Below are 14,717 nucleotides of genomic sequence, written 5' to 3' on the forward strand. Positions count from 1 at the left end.
GTTTTGATCTCCAGAATTAATTAAATTGCTTTAAGAAACGTAAGTCATTTTCAAAAAAAGAACGCAAATCAGTGACGCCGTAACGTAGCATGGTTAATCGCTCTATACCCATACCAAAAGCAAAACCACTATAGATTTCAGGATCAATGCCCACATTACGTAATACATTAGGATGTACCATTCCGCAACCTAACACTTCTAACCATTTACCGTTTTTAGCTTTAATATCAACTTCAGCTGAAGGTTCTGTAAATGGGAAATAGGCTGGTCTAAAACGAATTTCCATATTATCTTCAAAAAAACAATGAAGAAAATCGTGTAATAACCCTTTTAAATGTGTAAAGCTGATATCCTTATCAACCAGTAAACCTTCCATTTGGTGGAACATAGGCGTATGAGTCTGATCATAATCATTGCGATAAGTTCTACCTGGTGCAATGATTCGGATTGGCGGTTTTTGGTTTTCCATGGTGCGAATTTGCACAGTTGACGTCTGTGTTCTTAATAATCGTTTTGCATCAAACCAAAATGTATCGTGATCAGCACGTGCAGGATGATGAGCCGGAATATTCAGTGCATCAAAATTATGGTAGTCATCTTCAATTTCTGGACCAGTTTCAACAACAAAACCTAACTCACCAAAAAAATCGACTAATCGATTGATTGTTTTGGTTACTGGGTGTAATCCACCTAATTCGAGTGTTTTACCTGGCAAAGTGATATCTATTGTTTCGTTTGCCAGCTTTACATCAAGAGCCTGACGCTCTAAAAGATTGCGCCTTTGATTTAATATTTCAATGACATCTTGTTTTGCATCATTGATTTTTTGACCGACAGCTGGACGTTCATCGGCAGGAACATCACGTAATGAAGCCATTTGCACTGTAAAATAGCCTTTTTTACCAAAATATTCCACACGAATTTGTTCGATCGTATTAATGTCATTAGCACTTTCAATAGCGGATTTGGCATTATTAACCAGTTCAACTAATTGAGACATACAGTTCTCCTGCTTATTGTTCATTGCATAAAAAAAGCCTCTTTTGAGGCTTTTATAATCATTTTTCGTTTTTTCTTTGCCTCACGAATTTGTATTGCAACAGAAACCAAAAAAGAAACGAAAAATAGCTATGTTCATAATTAAAATTTACTCTCTAAAAATATCAAAATTAGAATGATAAAAGCCGAGGTAACTCGGCTTTTATCAAGTTATTATAGTGCTGCTTTTGCTTTTTCAACTAATGCAGCAAATGCATTTTTGTCAAATACAGCAATGTCAGCAAGGATCTTACGATCAATTTCAATTGATGCTTTCTTTAAACCATTGATAAAACGGCTATAAGAAAGACCACATTGACGAGCTGCAGCATTAATACGAACAATCCATAATTGACGGAATTGGCGTTTACGTTGACGACGGTCACGGTAAGCATATTGTCCAGCTTTAATTACAGCTTGGAAAGCAACACGATATACACGTGAACGAGCTCCATAATAACCTTTTGCTTGTTTTAAAATTTTCTTGTGACGTGCACGAGCAATAACACCACGTTTAACACGAGCCATAAACTATATCCTCTAAATAATTAACCATGAATTAAGCGTATGGAACACACGCAGTAACTAAACCTAAATCGCCTTTTGACACAGTTGTCAAACCACGTAAATGACGTTTACGTTTAGTTGATTTTTTAGTTAGGATATGACTCTTGTTAGCTTGCTTATGCTTAAAGCCACCAGAAGCTGTTTTTTTAAAGCGCTTTGCTGCGCCTCTTACAGTTTTAATTTTAGGCATTTTATTAATTTCCACTTCGCATTGTTAATAACAACAAAATAATGGTGTAATTTTCAATAAATCAAAAACTAGCTTGTAAAACCATTATTTCTTCTTCGGCGCAAGCACCATAATCATTTGCCGACCTTCAATCTTAGTTGGATAAGACTCAATGATCGCCAAATCAGCTAAGTCTTCTTTAATACGATCAAGCATTTCAGAACCTAACTGTTGGTGAGCCATTTCACGACCACGAAAACGTAATGTGACTTTAGCTTTATCGCCATCTTCAAGAAAGCGAATCAGGCTGCGGAGTTTTACCTGATAGTCGCCTTCGTCTGTACCAGGTCGGAACTTAATTTCCTTAACCTGAACAACCTTTTGCTTTTTCTTCTGCTCTTTTGTTGCTTTACTCTTTTCATAGAGGAACTTGCCATAATCCATAATTCGACAAACAGGTGGCTCTGCATTAGGGCTTATTTCAACTAAATCTAACGTTGCTTCTTCCGCTTGTTTTAAAGCTTCATCTAAGCTTACTATACCGAGCTGTTCACCATCGACGCCGGTTAATCTCACCTCACGAGCAGTAATTTCATCGTTGATCTTATGTGCTCGTGTTGACTGAATTCGTTTACTGACTTTAATATCTCATTCCTCCAAATTAATTTATCATTAATTCATTTGTTCTAATGAACGACTATGAATTTCGTTAAGCAACAATTCTATAACATGTTTCACTTCAAAGCTACCAAGATCTTTACCTTGGCGAGTTCGAACTGAAATTGTTCCTGATTCCATTTCTTTGTCTCCACAAACAAACATATAAGGAACACGTTTAAGAGTATGCTCGCGAATTTTAAACCCTATTTTCTCATTTCTCAAGTCCGCTTTTGCTCTAATGCCAACTTTTTGTAGTTGCGCGGTTAATTGTTTTGCATATTCAGCTTGATTATCGGTAATATTAATTACTGCAACTTGCAATGGAGCAAGCCATGTAGGGAAAAATCCTGCGCAGTTTTCTGTTAAGATTCCCATAAAGCGCTCCATTGAACCTAAAATGGCTCTATGAATCATAACAGGAACATGACGTTCGTTGTCTTCACCAACATAAGTTGCATCTAAACGTTCTGGTAGCATAAAGTCTAGTTGAACAGTACCACATTGCCATGCACGTCCTAAACAGTCATGTAGAGTAAACTCGATTTTTGGTCCATAAAAGGCACCCTCACCTGGTAGGTATTCAAAATCAATACCATTTTCAGTTAAACATTCGGCCAAATCTTTTTCAGCAAGATCCCATGTTTCATCTTTACCGATTCGTTTTTCTGGACGAGTGGATAACTTAACAGTAATATCTGTAAAACCGAAAGTGCTATAAGTATCATAAACCATTTTGATACAGCTATTAACTTCACTGCGAATTTGACTTTCAGTACAAAAAATATGTGCATCATCTTGGGTAAAACCTCGAACACGCATCAATCCGTGTAAAGATCCAGATGGCTCGTTTCGATGACAACTACCAAATTCCGCCATACGTAATGGTAAATCACGATAAGATTTTAAACCTTGATTAAAAATCTGTACGTGCCCTGGACAGTTCATTGGCTTAATACAATATTCACGATTTTCAGATGAAGTGACAAACATTAACTCTTTATAATTACCCCAATGCCCTGTTTTTTCCCACAAAACACGATCCATCATAAACGGACCTTTTACTTCTTGATAATCGTACTCTTTTAATTTAGTGCGAACAAAAACCTCAAGTTCACGGAAGATAATCCATCCATCATTATGCCAAAACACCATACCGGGGGCTTCTTCTTGCATATGATAAAGATCAAGCTGTTTACCTATTTTACGGTGATCACGTTTAGCCGCTTCTTCTAAAAATTGTAAATAGCTATCAAGTTGTTTTTTATGTGCCCATGCTGTTCCATAAATACGTTGTAACATTTTATTATCACTGTTACCACGCCAATAAGCACCTGCAACTTTTTGCAACTTAAAATGGTGGCAAAAACGCATATTAGGTACATGCGGTCCACGACACATATCAATATATTCTTCGTGGTGATAAAGTGCTGGTTTTGAATCTTTAGGGATATTCTCATCCAAAATCGCAATTTTATATGGTTCACGTCGCTCCCAAAATATTTCTCTAGCTCGTTCCCAACTAACGACTTCTTTTTTTACTTCATAATCTTTTTTAGCCAATTCATGCATGCGTTTTTCTAATGCATCAAGATCTTCCTGCGTTAATGAGTGATCTAAATCAACGTCATAATAAAAGCCATTATCAATGGTTGGACCGATTGCCATTTGTGTATCAGGCCATAATTGCTTAATCGCATGACCTAATAAATGCGCGCAAGAATGACGTATAATTTCAAGTCCATCTTCGTCTTTAGTAGTAATGATGGCTAATGTTGCATCTTGCTCAATGATATCAGAGGCATCTTTACGCTCACCATTTACACGTCCAGCTATACAAGCTTTTGCAAGTCCTGCTCCTATACTTTGTGCAACTTCTAAAACGGTAACGGGTTTATCAAATTGGCGTTGATTTCCATCAGGAAGAGTAATAATTGGCATAATAAATCCTTATAACAGTGGTGCGCCACACGAAAGCGCACTTGCGTCGTATATAAAAAATAGACCAAATATACTACCACTTATCATCAGAATTTTGAATAGAAAAAATAACTATCATATTACTCTAAATAAATTTAGAAAATAAATTAAAAGGCATATTCACCTCAAACATCTTACAAAATAAATAGTTGCTTTTTAAAATAATAGTTATAATTATTATTTATTAATAATATAACTGTCATGGATATTTGGATTGATGCTGATGCATGCCCTTCTCCAATTAAAGAAATTTTATATCGTGTGGCTAATCGCAAAGCAATTAATACAATATTAGTTGCTAACCAACGATTAACAATTCCTTTATCTCCTTATATTAAACTTTTACAAGTCGAAAAAGGATTTGATGTTGCAGACAATAAAATTATTGAGTTAGTCAAAACAAATGATTTAGTTATTACGTCTGACATTCCTCTTGCATCAGAGGTTTTAAATAAAGGAGCTTTAGTCCTCACGCCACGAGGAGAACAATACACACTTGATACAATTAAAGAACGATTAACTATGCGAGATTTTATGGAAACGATGCGAGCTAGCGGAATACAGTCTAAAGGCCCAACTACGTTTTCCAGCAAAGACCGAGAAAAATTTGCTAATCAACTTGATATGTTACTTAATCAATCATCAAAAAAAATTTGATAATCTGTTACAACCAAGACACAAAATTAGCAAAACTAAATTTTTAAAAATAGTTCTCTGCTTTTAAATGGTTTTGATCCTATATAAGGTTTTAACGCCATTCTGGTAAATCGTTTAGCTGCTTTTAATGTATTGTCATTATCAAATTGACGTTTTCCTAAAGCTAAAACTTGCTCACCTGTAAAACTAGTACTATTTTGCAATAAACTACTCATAAACCCTTTTTCTGATTGATATTGATAATACATAGATTCAACAACATCATTACCAGTAACATAACAATGAAAAAAATCAATGTGATAACCTAAATTTTCTAATAACGATAATTCAAATGTACGCAATACATTTTCAGCAGGTAATTGTTGAGCTAATTGTTGTAAACTTTTTAAATAGTCATCAAAAAGAGTTGGTATTTCAGTTTCTGCAACTAAAACTCGATGCAATAGTTCATTTAAATAAAATGCGCTATATAAGAAAACAGATACCAACGGTAATGTAAGTGACATAGCCTCAACTTGCCGCAATATTTTTATTTCACTTTGACCCGAGTATTGTACAATGAGTGGAGTAAATGGTTGTAACATGCCTTTCAATGCTGAACCCTTTCTTTTAGCCCCTTTGGCTAATACTGTTATCTTTCCGACATTTTCAACAAAAAGATCGGCTAATAAACTGCTTTCTGTATAAGATCTGGTATGTAGTATAAATGCTCTTTGCCAATTTTCCATTCAAAATGCCTTTTAATTACATCATTATTTTTTGATTAATAATTGCATTTGACCAAAATTTAAATAATTCTATGAAATTTTCACCTGAAATTTAACTAAAGATCCGATATAATCAATGCAAACAATAGGATTATAGGATAAATAAAAGACAAGCTATGGAACTTTTTTCAATAATTTTACTTCTAGTGTTAATTGTATCACTTTCTGGTGTCGTTGTTAAAATGTTACCAATTCAAATTCCACTACCTCTAATGCAAATATTATTAGGTTGCATATTGGCGGCATTTAATGTTTATGTAGAATTTGATCCAAAGCTATTTCTTGTTTTATTTATTCCTCCTTTACTTTTTGCTGATGGACGCAAAACATCAGTAAAAGACTTTATATACAATGGTAGAGAAATTGTCGGATTGGCTTTAGTTTTAGTTGTTATCTCTATTATAGCATTAGGTTATATTCTACATTGGATATTACCAAATGTTGAATTAGCTGCAGGTTTAGCTTTAGCTGCAGTATTATCTCCAACCGATGCGGTTGCATTAAGTGGAATTGTTGGTAAAGGCCGTATCGAAAAAGAAAAAATGGAAATCATTGAAGGTGAAGCATTAATGAATGATGCTTCAGGTTTGGTGTCTTTGAATTTTGCTATTGCTATTGCAGTTGGTGATGCAGTATTTAACATCTTTGATATTAGCGTACAATTTTTTATAGTTGCTATTGGTGGCTTGGCTATTGGCGTTTTATTTACTTGGTTATATGCACGTATTTTGCGTAAAATAAATCAGCTGACTCACAATGACCCTGCAATCCAAATCGTATTATTATTCTTACTTCCGTTTGCTGCTTATATTATTGCTGAGGAATGTCATTGTTCTGGTATTTTGGCTGCAGTAAGTGCAGGTATGACGGTCAATCATTCTGGTATGATGCGAAATGCTCCTTTAACTGCGCGTTTACAATCAGATAGCACATGGTCAATGTTAACGTTTGTCTTTAATGGTTTTGTATTCGTTTTATTAGGTATTCAGTTACCAAGTATTCTTAACAATACTTTTGCTGAAAACCAGATCGACACCTCGATTGAAGTATGGCAATTATGTTTAATTGTTCTATTCGTTTTTGCTGTATTGATGGGAACTCGATTTGCTTGGTTATGGGCGATGAAACATATGCCTACAATGCCATTTGGAACCAAAAGACCTCTTGCATTCAGATCCTATTCAAACCGAGACCTACTTATTTCAACATTTGCAGGAGTTCGAGGTGCCATCACTTTAGCTGGTGTATTGTCTATTCCAATGACAATTAGTGGTCGTTATCAACTTGTTTTTATTGCTGCAGGTATTATTTTAATTTCATTGATTGTTGCAGTGATCATATTACCTATCTTATTACGAGGTAGTGTTATTTTAGATAATTCAGAACAAACAAATGAAATTTTAACTGTAAAAGGTCATATGGCTGAAGAGGCAATTGTAAGCCTGGAAAAAATGCAAAATAATTTGTTGCAAGAAACAGCTGAAGACCGAGTAGATCAAGAAATTATTCATGAAGTCGGCTCACGTGTTATCGGTTCGCTAAGACGTAGAACCGGCCTTAAAGATTTAGAACAAAAAGCTCTTGAAGCAGAAAATCTAGAAAGACGTATGCGTTTAGTTGCTATAGGTGCAGAACGTACTGCTCTTTTACAAATGAAAGTTCGTAATGAGGTTAGTGAAGAGGTTTTTGAGCATTTGAATACTGACTTAGATATTTATGAAAAAATGATTTCTGGGGATGCATAAATGATTGGAGCAAAAAGCCAAATTTTAAACAAGATTCATTCACAGTTTGTCAATAATGCGCCCCATGTTTTGGGGCTTACCTTACGATGCATTCCTTTTAGTATCAAAAAACAAGCCATAGAACAATTATTACAGCTACAATTTGAACATTCTCTAGAGGATGGTGATCTTGATTTTTTAGAAAATCGTTGGCTTAAAATTGAAGTTACTGATCTAGGGCTTATCTGGTTTGTAAGTTTGATTGAAAATAAATTAGTTGTTAGCCGGGAAGAAATTGCTGATGTGAGCTTTATCGGTAATGCTAATGATTTAATTATGATAGCAACTAGACGTCAAGATCCCGATACCTTATTTTTTCAACGCCGCTTAATTGTTGAAGGAGATACTGAGTTGGGCCTTTATGTTAAAAACCTTATGGACTCAATCGAATTAGAAACCATGCCCAAATTTTTGAGACTAACACTTGAAAAACTGGCCAATATTATCGAAAGCGCACCTACCAACTAATAAAAAATAAATAAAGTAAGGTCTTCTAGAGTCCAATATTCAGGTAAAATCTTCTCAGTACCATATCTGTGTTCAAGAATAAACATAACAGCGTCGGGAATAGAATAAAACAATACGAGCAAAATGACACAATGAAAAACGATCAAGAACAACAGACTTTTTACTTCCATGATTATGAAACTTTTGGCGTTAACCCTTCTTTAGATAGGCCTGCACAGTTCGCTGGAGTTCGAACTGATAAAGATTTTAATATTATTGAAGAACCACTAGTTATATATTGTTCACAAGCTCAAGATTATTTACCTAGTCCAGAAGCCGTACTAATTACAGGAATTACCCCGCAAGAAGCCAATAAAAAGGGTGTTTGTGAAGCAGAATTTACTCGCCTAATTCATCAAGCTTTTAGCGAACCAAATACATGTATTCTTGGCTATAACAATATTCGTTTTGATGATGAAGTTACTCGTAATATTTTATATCGTAATTTTTATGATCCTTACGCCTATAGCTGGAAAAATGGAAATTCCAGATGGGATCTTCTTGATGTAGTTCGAGCTTGTTATGCACTAAGACCAGAAGGAATTAATTGGCCAATCAATGATGAAAATCTACCCAGCTTTCGTTTAGAACATTTATCAAAAGAAAATAATATTGAGCACGAACATGCGCATGACGCGATGTCTGATGTTTATGCAACTATTGCAATAGCCAAATTAATAAAAGAAAAACAACCTAAACTTTTTAATTATTTTTTTACATTACGCAATAAAAATAAAGTAGCAGAACTTATTGATACCCTTAATATGACACCCATTGTTCACGTATCGGGTATGCTTGGTAGCTATCGTGGTAATATGTCATTAGTTTGCCCTATTGCTTGGCATCCATTACAAAATAATGCCGTAATTGTTTGTGATTTAACTGGTGATATCAATTCTATTATTGATTTGCCTGTAGAAAGAATTAAAGAAAAGCTTTATACCAAAACAGAAGATCTTGAGCTGAATGAATCACGAATTCCTTTAAAACTAATTCATATTAATAAATGCCCTATTGTTGCCCCAATAAAAACACTATTACCTGAAAATGCCAAAAGGTTTAATATTGATATAAGCCACTGCTTAATCAAGCAACAAAAATTATTGCAGAATCAAAAAATATTACAAAATAAAATGAGAGAATTATTCACAATAGATGATAATTACTCGCCTCATCCCGATGTTGATGCTCAAATATATGCTGGATTTTTAAACAAACAAGATAATTTACGTTGTGAAACAATCCGAACAACACCTGTTAATTTATTAGATACTTTATCACTAACGTTTGATGATCCTCGTTTAGCAAACCTATTTTTTAGATACAAAGCACGGAATTACCCACAAACATTAACAGAGCAAGAACAAATAATCTGGTTAGATTATTGTCGTGACAAACTTAATACATCAAAAGTACAAGATTACTTATTAACATTAGAAAAACTTGCCGAAACTTATATTCAACACCCAAAAAAATTAGCAATAATTAAAGAACTTTATAACTATTGCCATTATTTAGTTGGATAATTAATTTTAGCGGGCGTATTATATGGGCAAATTTAGTTTACCCTAACGTAAGCATAATAATCATAATTAAAGATTAAGATAATTAGCATTTACATAATGAAACATTTTTTAGCTAAGCACGCTACAATCAAACATCGACTTTATTCTTTCTACTATACTGCTTTTAGTTATGGTCGAGGTTTGCTCGTTTTAACTCTCTGTTTATGGGCGGGTAATATAATTTCTAAATTATTACCGATAATGATTCCTGGTAGTATTATTGGACTACTAATTCTATTTTTTTTACTGGCTTTTCAGTTAATACCCACTTGTTGGATTAAAAATAGTTGTAATCTTTTTATGCGCTATATGACATTGCTTTTTGTCCCTGCTGCAATGGGTATTATGGATAATTATTCACTTTTATTGCAAAATTGGATTCCAATTATATTTGGCTGTGTTGTAGGTACTCTTATCGTATTGCTTTTTACTGCTTTTTTAACAGAACATTTTCATAAAACAGTCCCACAAAATTCAATTGAATCACAAAAAAATGAGGATAATCAGCCATGATATGGATGCTACCATTAACGCTTTGTGTTTTTCTCATTGTTCGAAGAATGTCGTTTAAAATAAAAAATCCGCTATTTAATCCCTTAGTGATTACGGTTATTGTTTTAATCCCAATTTTGCTAATAACCAAAACAAATTACACAAAATACGTCCATAACGTTCAAATTATTAATGAGTTATTACCTTATTCTGTTGTTGCCTTAGCCTACCCTCTATATGAACTTATTCCACAAATTAAAGCGCGATGGAAATCAATAATGATTATTACGTTTACCGCTTCACTTGCATCAATGATAACTGGTGTTTGTATTGTATTTTGGTTAGGGGGAAATAACGAAATTGCTGCATCAGTATTACCAAAATCAGTTACTACAGCCATTGCGGTCACAATTGCAGGTAGCCAAGGTGGTGTCCCATCAATAGCTGCATTATGTGTAATATTTGTTGGTACACTAGGTGGTATATTTGGGCACCAAATATTAAATTTAGTAAAAATAAAGTCAGCACCTGCAAGAGGATTATCTATTGGCGCTGTATCACATGCAGTCGGTACTGCTCGTTGTATTGAGGTGGATTATAATGAAGGTGCGTATAGTTCGTTATCATTAGTTTTATGTGGCATCATGACATCATTGACAGCTCCATTTTTATTTCCAATAATGGTATTTATTTTTAACTGGTTTTAGCATGAAATTAAAAAAGCTTATTGCTTGCATTGCTACTTTTGGCTTGATTTCAATGATTGCAATTGTCAGTTTGGATTATTGGATTAGTTATAAAACTGCGCCTTATATTTACCATGATGAAAACAAACTCCCCTATCGAGCAATTGGTGTTGTACTTGGTACATCAAAATATGTTCGAGGTGGTGGTTTAAATGATTTTTATCGTAATCGCATTGATGGGGCAATTAATCTTTATTGGCAAAATAAAGTTGATTATCTATTATTAAGTGGCGATAACGCTCTTTTAAGTTACAACGAACCCATCACCATGAAAAAGGACTTAGTCAAAGCAGGCATTCCTAGTGACTCAATTGTTTTAGATTATGCAGGGTTCCGTACTTTTGATTCAGTTATTCGAGCCAATAAAGTTTTTGATGCAAATAATTTTACCATCATCACTCAAGAATTTCATTGTGAACGAGCCATTTTTATAGCCCTTGCACAAGGCATACAAGCACAATGTTTCGCCGTACCTTCTCCTAAAAGCATGAAGCTAGTTCGCATTCGTGAAATGTTTGCTCGTGTTGGTGCTTTTATTGATCTTTACGTTCTAAAAAAAGAACCGAAATACCTTGGCCCTGTAATTCCTATTCTTTCTACTGCTCAATAAATATTTTTAAGAAAGTTGCATTTAAGTATAAAAACAAAGCAAAAAAGTTGATAGTCTAAGAAATTAGATTGCATTTTTATGCAAAAAAAAGTAATATTTAATCAATTTTAGAGTCACAGAAAAATTGATAACTAACAATGAATATTGAATTAAACCATATTAACTGTTTTTATGGTAAACATCAGGCCTTAAATGATGTTTCTCTCTGCTATTCACTTGGTGAGACTATTGTATTACTTGGTCAGAGTGGTGCTGGAAAAAGCTCTTTATTAAAAGTTTTTAATTTACTTGAAATACCGACATCAGGACAGATGACTATCGCCAATTCACATTTTGATTTTTCTAAAAAAATCAGTGAATCAACAATTCGTCATCTTCGTAAAAATGTAGGAATGGTATTTCAAAATTACAATTTATGGCCACATTTGACTGTGCTAGAAAACTTGATCGAAGCGCCTTGCCAAGTATTAAAGCTATCTAAAAAAGAAGCTAGCGATAAAGCAATGGCTATTTTAAACAGATTACAAATTGATGATATGGCAAAGCGTTATCCTCTTCATCTTTCAGGCGGTCAACAGCAACGTGTCGCTATTGCTAGAGCATTAATGATGGAACCTCAAATATTATTATTTGATGAGCCAACAGCAGCATTAGATCCTGCGATCACATCACAAATTGCTGAAATTATTAATGAACTTTCTGAAACGGGAATTACACAAATTATTGTTACACATGAAGTCGATTTTGCTCGTAAAGTTGCTTCACAAGTCATTTATATGGAGCACGGTAAAATTATTGAGCAAGGACAACTGGAGTGTTTTACTCATCCTCAAACTGAAGAGTTTAAAGCTTATTTGTCACATTAATTAATTAAAATAAAATTAGGTGGATATATGAAAAAAACGTTACTAGCCATTTTTCTTGCAGGAACAGCGTTTGTAGCTCAAGCAACAGACACTTTAACAATCGGCACAGAAGCAACTTATGCGCCTTTTGAATTTACTAATGAAAAAAATGAAATTATTGGCTTTGATATTGATGTGATTAATAAAATTTGTGATGAGATAAAAGTCTCATGCAAAATTGTCAATCAATCATTTGATGGCTTAATTCCTAGTTTAAAAACTCGTCGAATTGATGCAGCTATAGCTGGAATTGATATTACGCCAGAACGTCAAAAGCAAGTTGATTTTACCAAAATTTATTATGATGATAGCTCAATTCAATTCATTACATTAAAAGATACATTGACTGACCTTGAACAATTAAAAGGTAAAACTGTAGGTGTTCAAAAAGGGACAACTTATCCAAAATATCTAAATGAAAAATTCCCTGATATTAAACAAGTTAGTTACGATAGTTATCAATTTGCTTTTTTAGATTTAAAAGCAAAACGAATTGATGCAATCGTATCAAGTTCAATTGTCGCTGGTGAATGGCTAGGTAAAGATTCTAATATTGTACCATTAAGTGATAAAATCACTGATCATGAATTTTTTGGTGAAGGTTTAGGTATTGCAGTTCGTAAAGGCAATGATCAATTGCTAAATCAATTTAACCAAGCTCTGGATAAACTCAAAGCAAATGGTGAATTAGATGCTATTTATAAAAAATGGTTTAATAAATAATTATTAAACAGTAAAACTCGACTTCGTTATGATCTCGCCGCATGCTTTGCGGCGAGTTTATTTTTTAATTTAACAACGGTTTTTTTATGTCAGACTTTCTAACAAATGGAACAAACTGGATTCTATCTTTGATGGATGGATATATCTTGCCACTAATGCAAGCTACATTAATTACATTATCATTAGCTTTGGTATCGTTAGTTGTAGGAATGTTTTTTGCCTTTATTTTTACTCTATTAGAATCGGCTCCATTCAAACCAGTTGCATGGTTAATGTCTCTGTTTAATTTAACGATTCGAGCTTTACCTGAACTATTAATTGTCGTCGCCATTTATAATGGATTACCCTTATTGCTCATATTATTAAATGATGGATTTACAATTAATTTTTACTTCGCCTTATTCACAATACAACTCGATATTCAAAATTTTAATATTAACCCTTTTTTATGTGGTGTCGCTGCACTTTCACTATTATATGCAGTCTATGCGTCACAAACGCTTCGCGGTGCATTCAAGGCAATTCCCAACGGACAAAGACAAGCTGCCCAAGTACTTGGGCTTAGTAAATCACGCACATTCTTCCGTATTATAATGCCACAAATGTGGCGTCATGCCTTACCTGGATTAAGTAATCAGTGGTTAATTTTGTTAAAAGATACCGCACTGGTTTCGACCATCGCAATTAATGATTTAATGATGCAAACTAAAACCATTATTGCTCGAACAAACCAACCTTTTTTATGGTATATCATCGCAATGATTATTTATCTCATCATCTCTATTTTAAGCAAAAAATTAATATCACGAATTGAAAAACGTTCAACTTATTTTGAACAGCCAACATCAGCAAAAAGTTAATAAGGTCGTATTATGTCTGATAATTTTATTTATTACCTTAAAATCATACTACAAGGTCTACCTAATACTTTAAGCTTAGGTATTTTGGGAATTCTATCGGCTGGATTACTGGCAATCGTCTTAGCATGTTTATTATCATTAAATTCAAATGTATTAACTAAAGTTATTCGTACTTATATTATTCTATTTACGGGTTCACCACTACTTGTCCAACTATTTTTAATTTATTACGGACCTTCGCAATTTAGTGATACGTTGAGTAAAATACCTGCCCTTTATGAACTTATTTCGTCATCTTGGTTTTGTGCATACTTAGCCTTAACACTCAATAGTGCAGCTTATACAACACAAATTTTTTATGGTGCACTAAAATCTTTACCTCAAGGACAATGGCAAGCTTGTCAAGCGCTTGGTATGAATAAAAAACAAACATTAAAAGTTGTCGTGCCATATGCATTAAAGCGAGCTCTTTCAACTTATTCAAATGAAGTCGTTTTCGTGATTAAAGGCACGGCCTTAGTATCAATGATTCAAGTGATGGATATTATGGGGTATAGCAATCAATTAAATGGTGATTACTATGATTTTTCTATTTTTGTGGTTGCAGGGCTAATATACCTCTTGATAAATGGCTTACTGAGCACCATTATGAGAGTTATAGAGAAAAAAGCCCTCACATTCGAAAACTAA

Annotated in this window: 17 protein-coding genes; 11 read left to right on the top strand and 6 right to left on the bottom strand. The window is 33.8% G+C overall.

Annotation, left to right across the window (positions count from 1 at the left end):
- Positions 1-16: 16 nt before the first annotated feature.
- From pheS to thrS, 5 genes are all read right to left on the bottom strand, one after another.
- Complete coding sequence (gene pheS, locus ACYIAJ_RS00585; protein ID WP_483558230.1) at positions 17-1,000, bottom strand: phenylalanine--tRNA ligase subunit alpha; 984 nt, start codon at positions 998-1,000, stop codon at positions 17-19.
- Positions 1,001-1,212: 212 nt separating this feature from the next.
- Positions 1,213-1,566, bottom strand: coding sequence for a 50S ribosomal protein L20 (gene rplT, locus ACYIAJ_RS00590; protein ID WP_024496189.1), 354 nt, complete (start codon positions 1,564-1,566; stop codon positions 1,213-1,215).
- A 31-nt stretch (positions 1,567-1,597) separates the two neighbouring features.
- Positions 1,598-1,795, bottom strand: coding sequence for a 50S ribosomal protein L35 (gene rpmI, locus ACYIAJ_RS00595; protein WP_025315575.1), 198 nt, complete (start codon positions 1,793-1,795; stop codon positions 1,598-1,600).
- Between the two features lie 84 nt (positions 1,796-1,879).
- Positions 1,880-2,419 carry a translation initiation factor IF-3 gene (infC, locus tag ACYIAJ_RS00600; RefSeq protein WP_065587350.1) on the bottom strand — a complete coding sequence of 180 codons (540 nt, stop codon included), beginning with the start codon at positions 2,417-2,419 and terminating at the stop codon, positions 1,880-1,882.
- 27 nt (positions 2,420-2,446) lie between these two features.
- Positions 2,447-4,372: a threonine--tRNA ligase gene (gene thrS, locus ACYIAJ_RS00605; RefSeq protein ID WP_483558226.1), complete on the bottom strand. Its 1,926-nt coding sequence runs from the start codon at positions 4,370-4,372 to the stop codon at positions 2,447-2,449.
- Between the two features lie 240 nt (positions 4,373-4,612).
- Between thrS and ACYIAJ_RS00610 the strand changes: the two genes are divergently transcribed.
- Positions 4,613-5,068 (top strand): YaiI/YqxD family protein, encoded by a 456-nt coding sequence (locus tag ACYIAJ_RS00610; protein WP_483558225.1) that lies wholly within the window; start codon positions 4,613-4,615, stop codon positions 5,066-5,068.
- Positions 5,069-5,103: 35 nt separating this feature from the next.
- Here the strand turns inward: ACYIAJ_RS00610 and recO are convergent, their stop codons facing one another.
- A complete protein-coding gene (gene recO, locus ACYIAJ_RS00615) occupies positions 5,104-5,796 on the bottom strand; it encodes a DNA repair protein RecO (RefSeq protein WP_483558223.1) in 693 nt (230 codons plus the stop codon).
- A gap of 155 nt (positions 5,797-5,951) precedes the next feature.
- Between recO and ACYIAJ_RS00620 the strand changes: the two genes are divergently transcribed.
- The 10 genes from ACYIAJ_RS00620 (at position 5,952) to artM (ending at position 14,717) form a co-directional block, all read left to right on the top strand.
- Positions 5,952-7,580 carry a Na+/H+ antiporter gene (locus ACYIAJ_RS00620; RefSeq protein WP_483558221.1) on the top strand — a complete coding sequence of 543 codons (1,629 nt, stop codon included), beginning with the start codon at positions 5,952-5,954 and terminating at the stop codon, positions 7,578-7,580.
- Positions 7,581-7,601: 21 nt separating this feature from the next.
- Positions 7,602-8,087 carry a ubiquinone anaerobic biosynthesis accessory factor UbiT gene (ubiT, locus tag ACYIAJ_RS00625; protein ID WP_483558416.1) on the top strand — a complete coding sequence of 162 codons (486 nt, stop codon included), beginning with the start codon at positions 7,602-7,604 and terminating at the stop codon, positions 8,085-8,087.
- 131 nt (positions 8,088-8,218) lie between these two features.
- The gene (sbcB, locus tag ACYIAJ_RS00630) at positions 8,219-9,652 is read left to right on the top strand and encodes an exodeoxyribonuclease I (RefSeq protein ID WP_483558219.1); all 1,434 of its coding nucleotides are present in this window, start codon (positions 8,219-8,221) and stop codon (positions 9,650-9,652) included.
- 96 nt (positions 9,653-9,748) lie between these two features.
- A complete protein-coding gene (locus ACYIAJ_RS00635) occupies positions 9,749-10,204 on the top strand; it encodes a CidA/LrgA family protein (protein WP_483558217.1) in 456 nt (151 codons plus the stop codon).
- A complete protein-coding gene (locus tag ACYIAJ_RS00640; RefSeq protein ID WP_483558215.1) occupies positions 10,201-10,890 on the top strand; it encodes a CidB/LrgB family autolysis modulator in 690 nt (229 codons plus the stop codon). Before ACYIAJ_RS00635 ends, ACYIAJ_RS00640 begins: the two co-directional genes overlap by 4 nt.
- Position 10,891: 1 nt before the next feature.
- Complete coding sequence (locus ACYIAJ_RS00645; protein WP_483558214.1) at positions 10,892-11,539, top strand: ElyC/SanA/YdcF family protein; 648 nt, start codon at positions 10,892-10,894, stop codon at positions 11,537-11,539.
- A 137-nt stretch (positions 11,540-11,676) separates the two neighbouring features.
- A complete protein-coding gene (gene artP / locus ACYIAJ_RS00650; RefSeq protein WP_483564150.1) occupies positions 11,677-12,405 on the top strand; it encodes an arginine ABC transporter ATP-binding protein ArtP in 729 nt (242 codons plus the stop codon).
- Between the two features lie 27 nt (positions 12,406-12,432).
- Positions 12,433-13,167: a transporter substrate-binding domain-containing protein gene (locus ACYIAJ_RS00655; RefSeq protein ID WP_483558211.1), complete on the top strand. Its 735-nt coding sequence runs from the start codon at positions 12,433-12,435 to the stop codon at positions 13,165-13,167.
- 131 nt (positions 13,168-13,298) lie between these two features.
- Complete coding sequence (gene artQ / locus ACYIAJ_RS00660; protein ID WP_483564293.1) at positions 13,299-14,027, top strand: arginine ABC transporter permease ArtQ; 729 nt, start codon at positions 13,299-13,301, stop codon at positions 14,025-14,027.
- 12 nt (positions 14,028-14,039) lie between these two features.
- Positions 14,040-14,717: an arginine ABC transporter permease ArtM gene (artM, locus tag ACYIAJ_RS00665; protein WP_483564151.1), complete on the top strand. Its 678-nt coding sequence runs from the start codon at positions 14,040-14,042 to the stop codon at positions 14,715-14,717.

Source organism: Gilliamella sp. X-46 (assembly GCF_057063525.1).

What these genes read in the sequence shown, in the direction of transcription:
- pheS (WP_483558230.1), bottom strand. Translation starts at nt 1,000, where the DNA reads ATGTCTCAATTAGTTGAACTGGTTAATAATGCCAAATCCGCTATTGAA.
- rplT (WP_024496189.1), bottom strand. Translation starts at nt 1,566, where the DNA reads ATGGCTCGTGTTAAACGTGGTGTTATTGCTCGTGCACGTCACAAGAAA.
- rpmI (WP_025315575.1), bottom strand. Translation starts at nt 1,795, where the DNA reads ATGCCTAAAATTAAAACTGTAAGAGGCGCAGCAAAGCGCTTTAAAAAA.
- thrS (WP_483558226.1), bottom strand. Translation starts at nt 4,372, where the DNA reads ATGCCAATTATTACTCTTCCTGATGGAAATCAACGCCAATTTGATAAA.
- ACYIAJ_RS00610 (WP_483558225.1), top strand. Translation starts at nt 4,613, where the DNA reads ATGGATATTTGGATTGATGCTGATGCATGCCCTTCTCCAATTAAAGAA.
- recO (WP_483558223.1), bottom strand. Translation starts at nt 5,796, where the DNA reads ATGGAAAATTGGCAAAGAGCATTTATACTACATACCAGATCTTATACA.
- ACYIAJ_RS00620 (WP_483558221.1), top strand. Translation starts at nt 5,952, where the DNA reads ATGGAACTTTTTTCAATAATTTTACTTCTAGTGTTAATTGTATCACTT.
- sbcB (WP_483558219.1), top strand. Translation starts at nt 8,219, where the DNA reads ATGAAAAACGATCAAGAACAACAGACTTTTTACTTCCATGATTATGAA.
- ACYIAJ_RS00635 (WP_483558217.1), top strand. Translation starts at nt 9,749, where the DNA reads ATGAAACATTTTTTAGCTAAGCACGCTACAATCAAACATCGACTTTAT.
- ACYIAJ_RS00640 (WP_483558215.1), top strand. Translation starts at nt 10,201, where the DNA reads ATGATATGGATGCTACCATTAACGCTTTGTGTTTTTCTCATTGTTCGA.
- ACYIAJ_RS00645 (WP_483558214.1), top strand. Translation starts at nt 10,892, where the DNA reads ATGAAATTAAAAAAGCTTATTGCTTGCATTGCTACTTTTGGCTTGATT.
- artP (WP_483564150.1), top strand. Translation starts at nt 11,677, where the DNA reads ATGAATATTGAATTAAACCATATTAACTGTTTTTATGGTAAACATCAG.
- ACYIAJ_RS00655 (WP_483558211.1), top strand. Translation starts at nt 12,433, where the DNA reads ATGAAAAAAACGTTACTAGCCATTTTTCTTGCAGGAACAGCGTTTGTA.
- artQ (WP_483564293.1), top strand. Translation starts at nt 13,299, where the DNA reads ATGGATGGATATATCTTGCCACTAATGCAAGCTACATTAATTACATTA.
- artM (WP_483564151.1), top strand. Translation starts at nt 14,040, where the DNA reads ATGTCTGATAATTTTATTTATTACCTTAAAATCATACTACAAGGTCTA.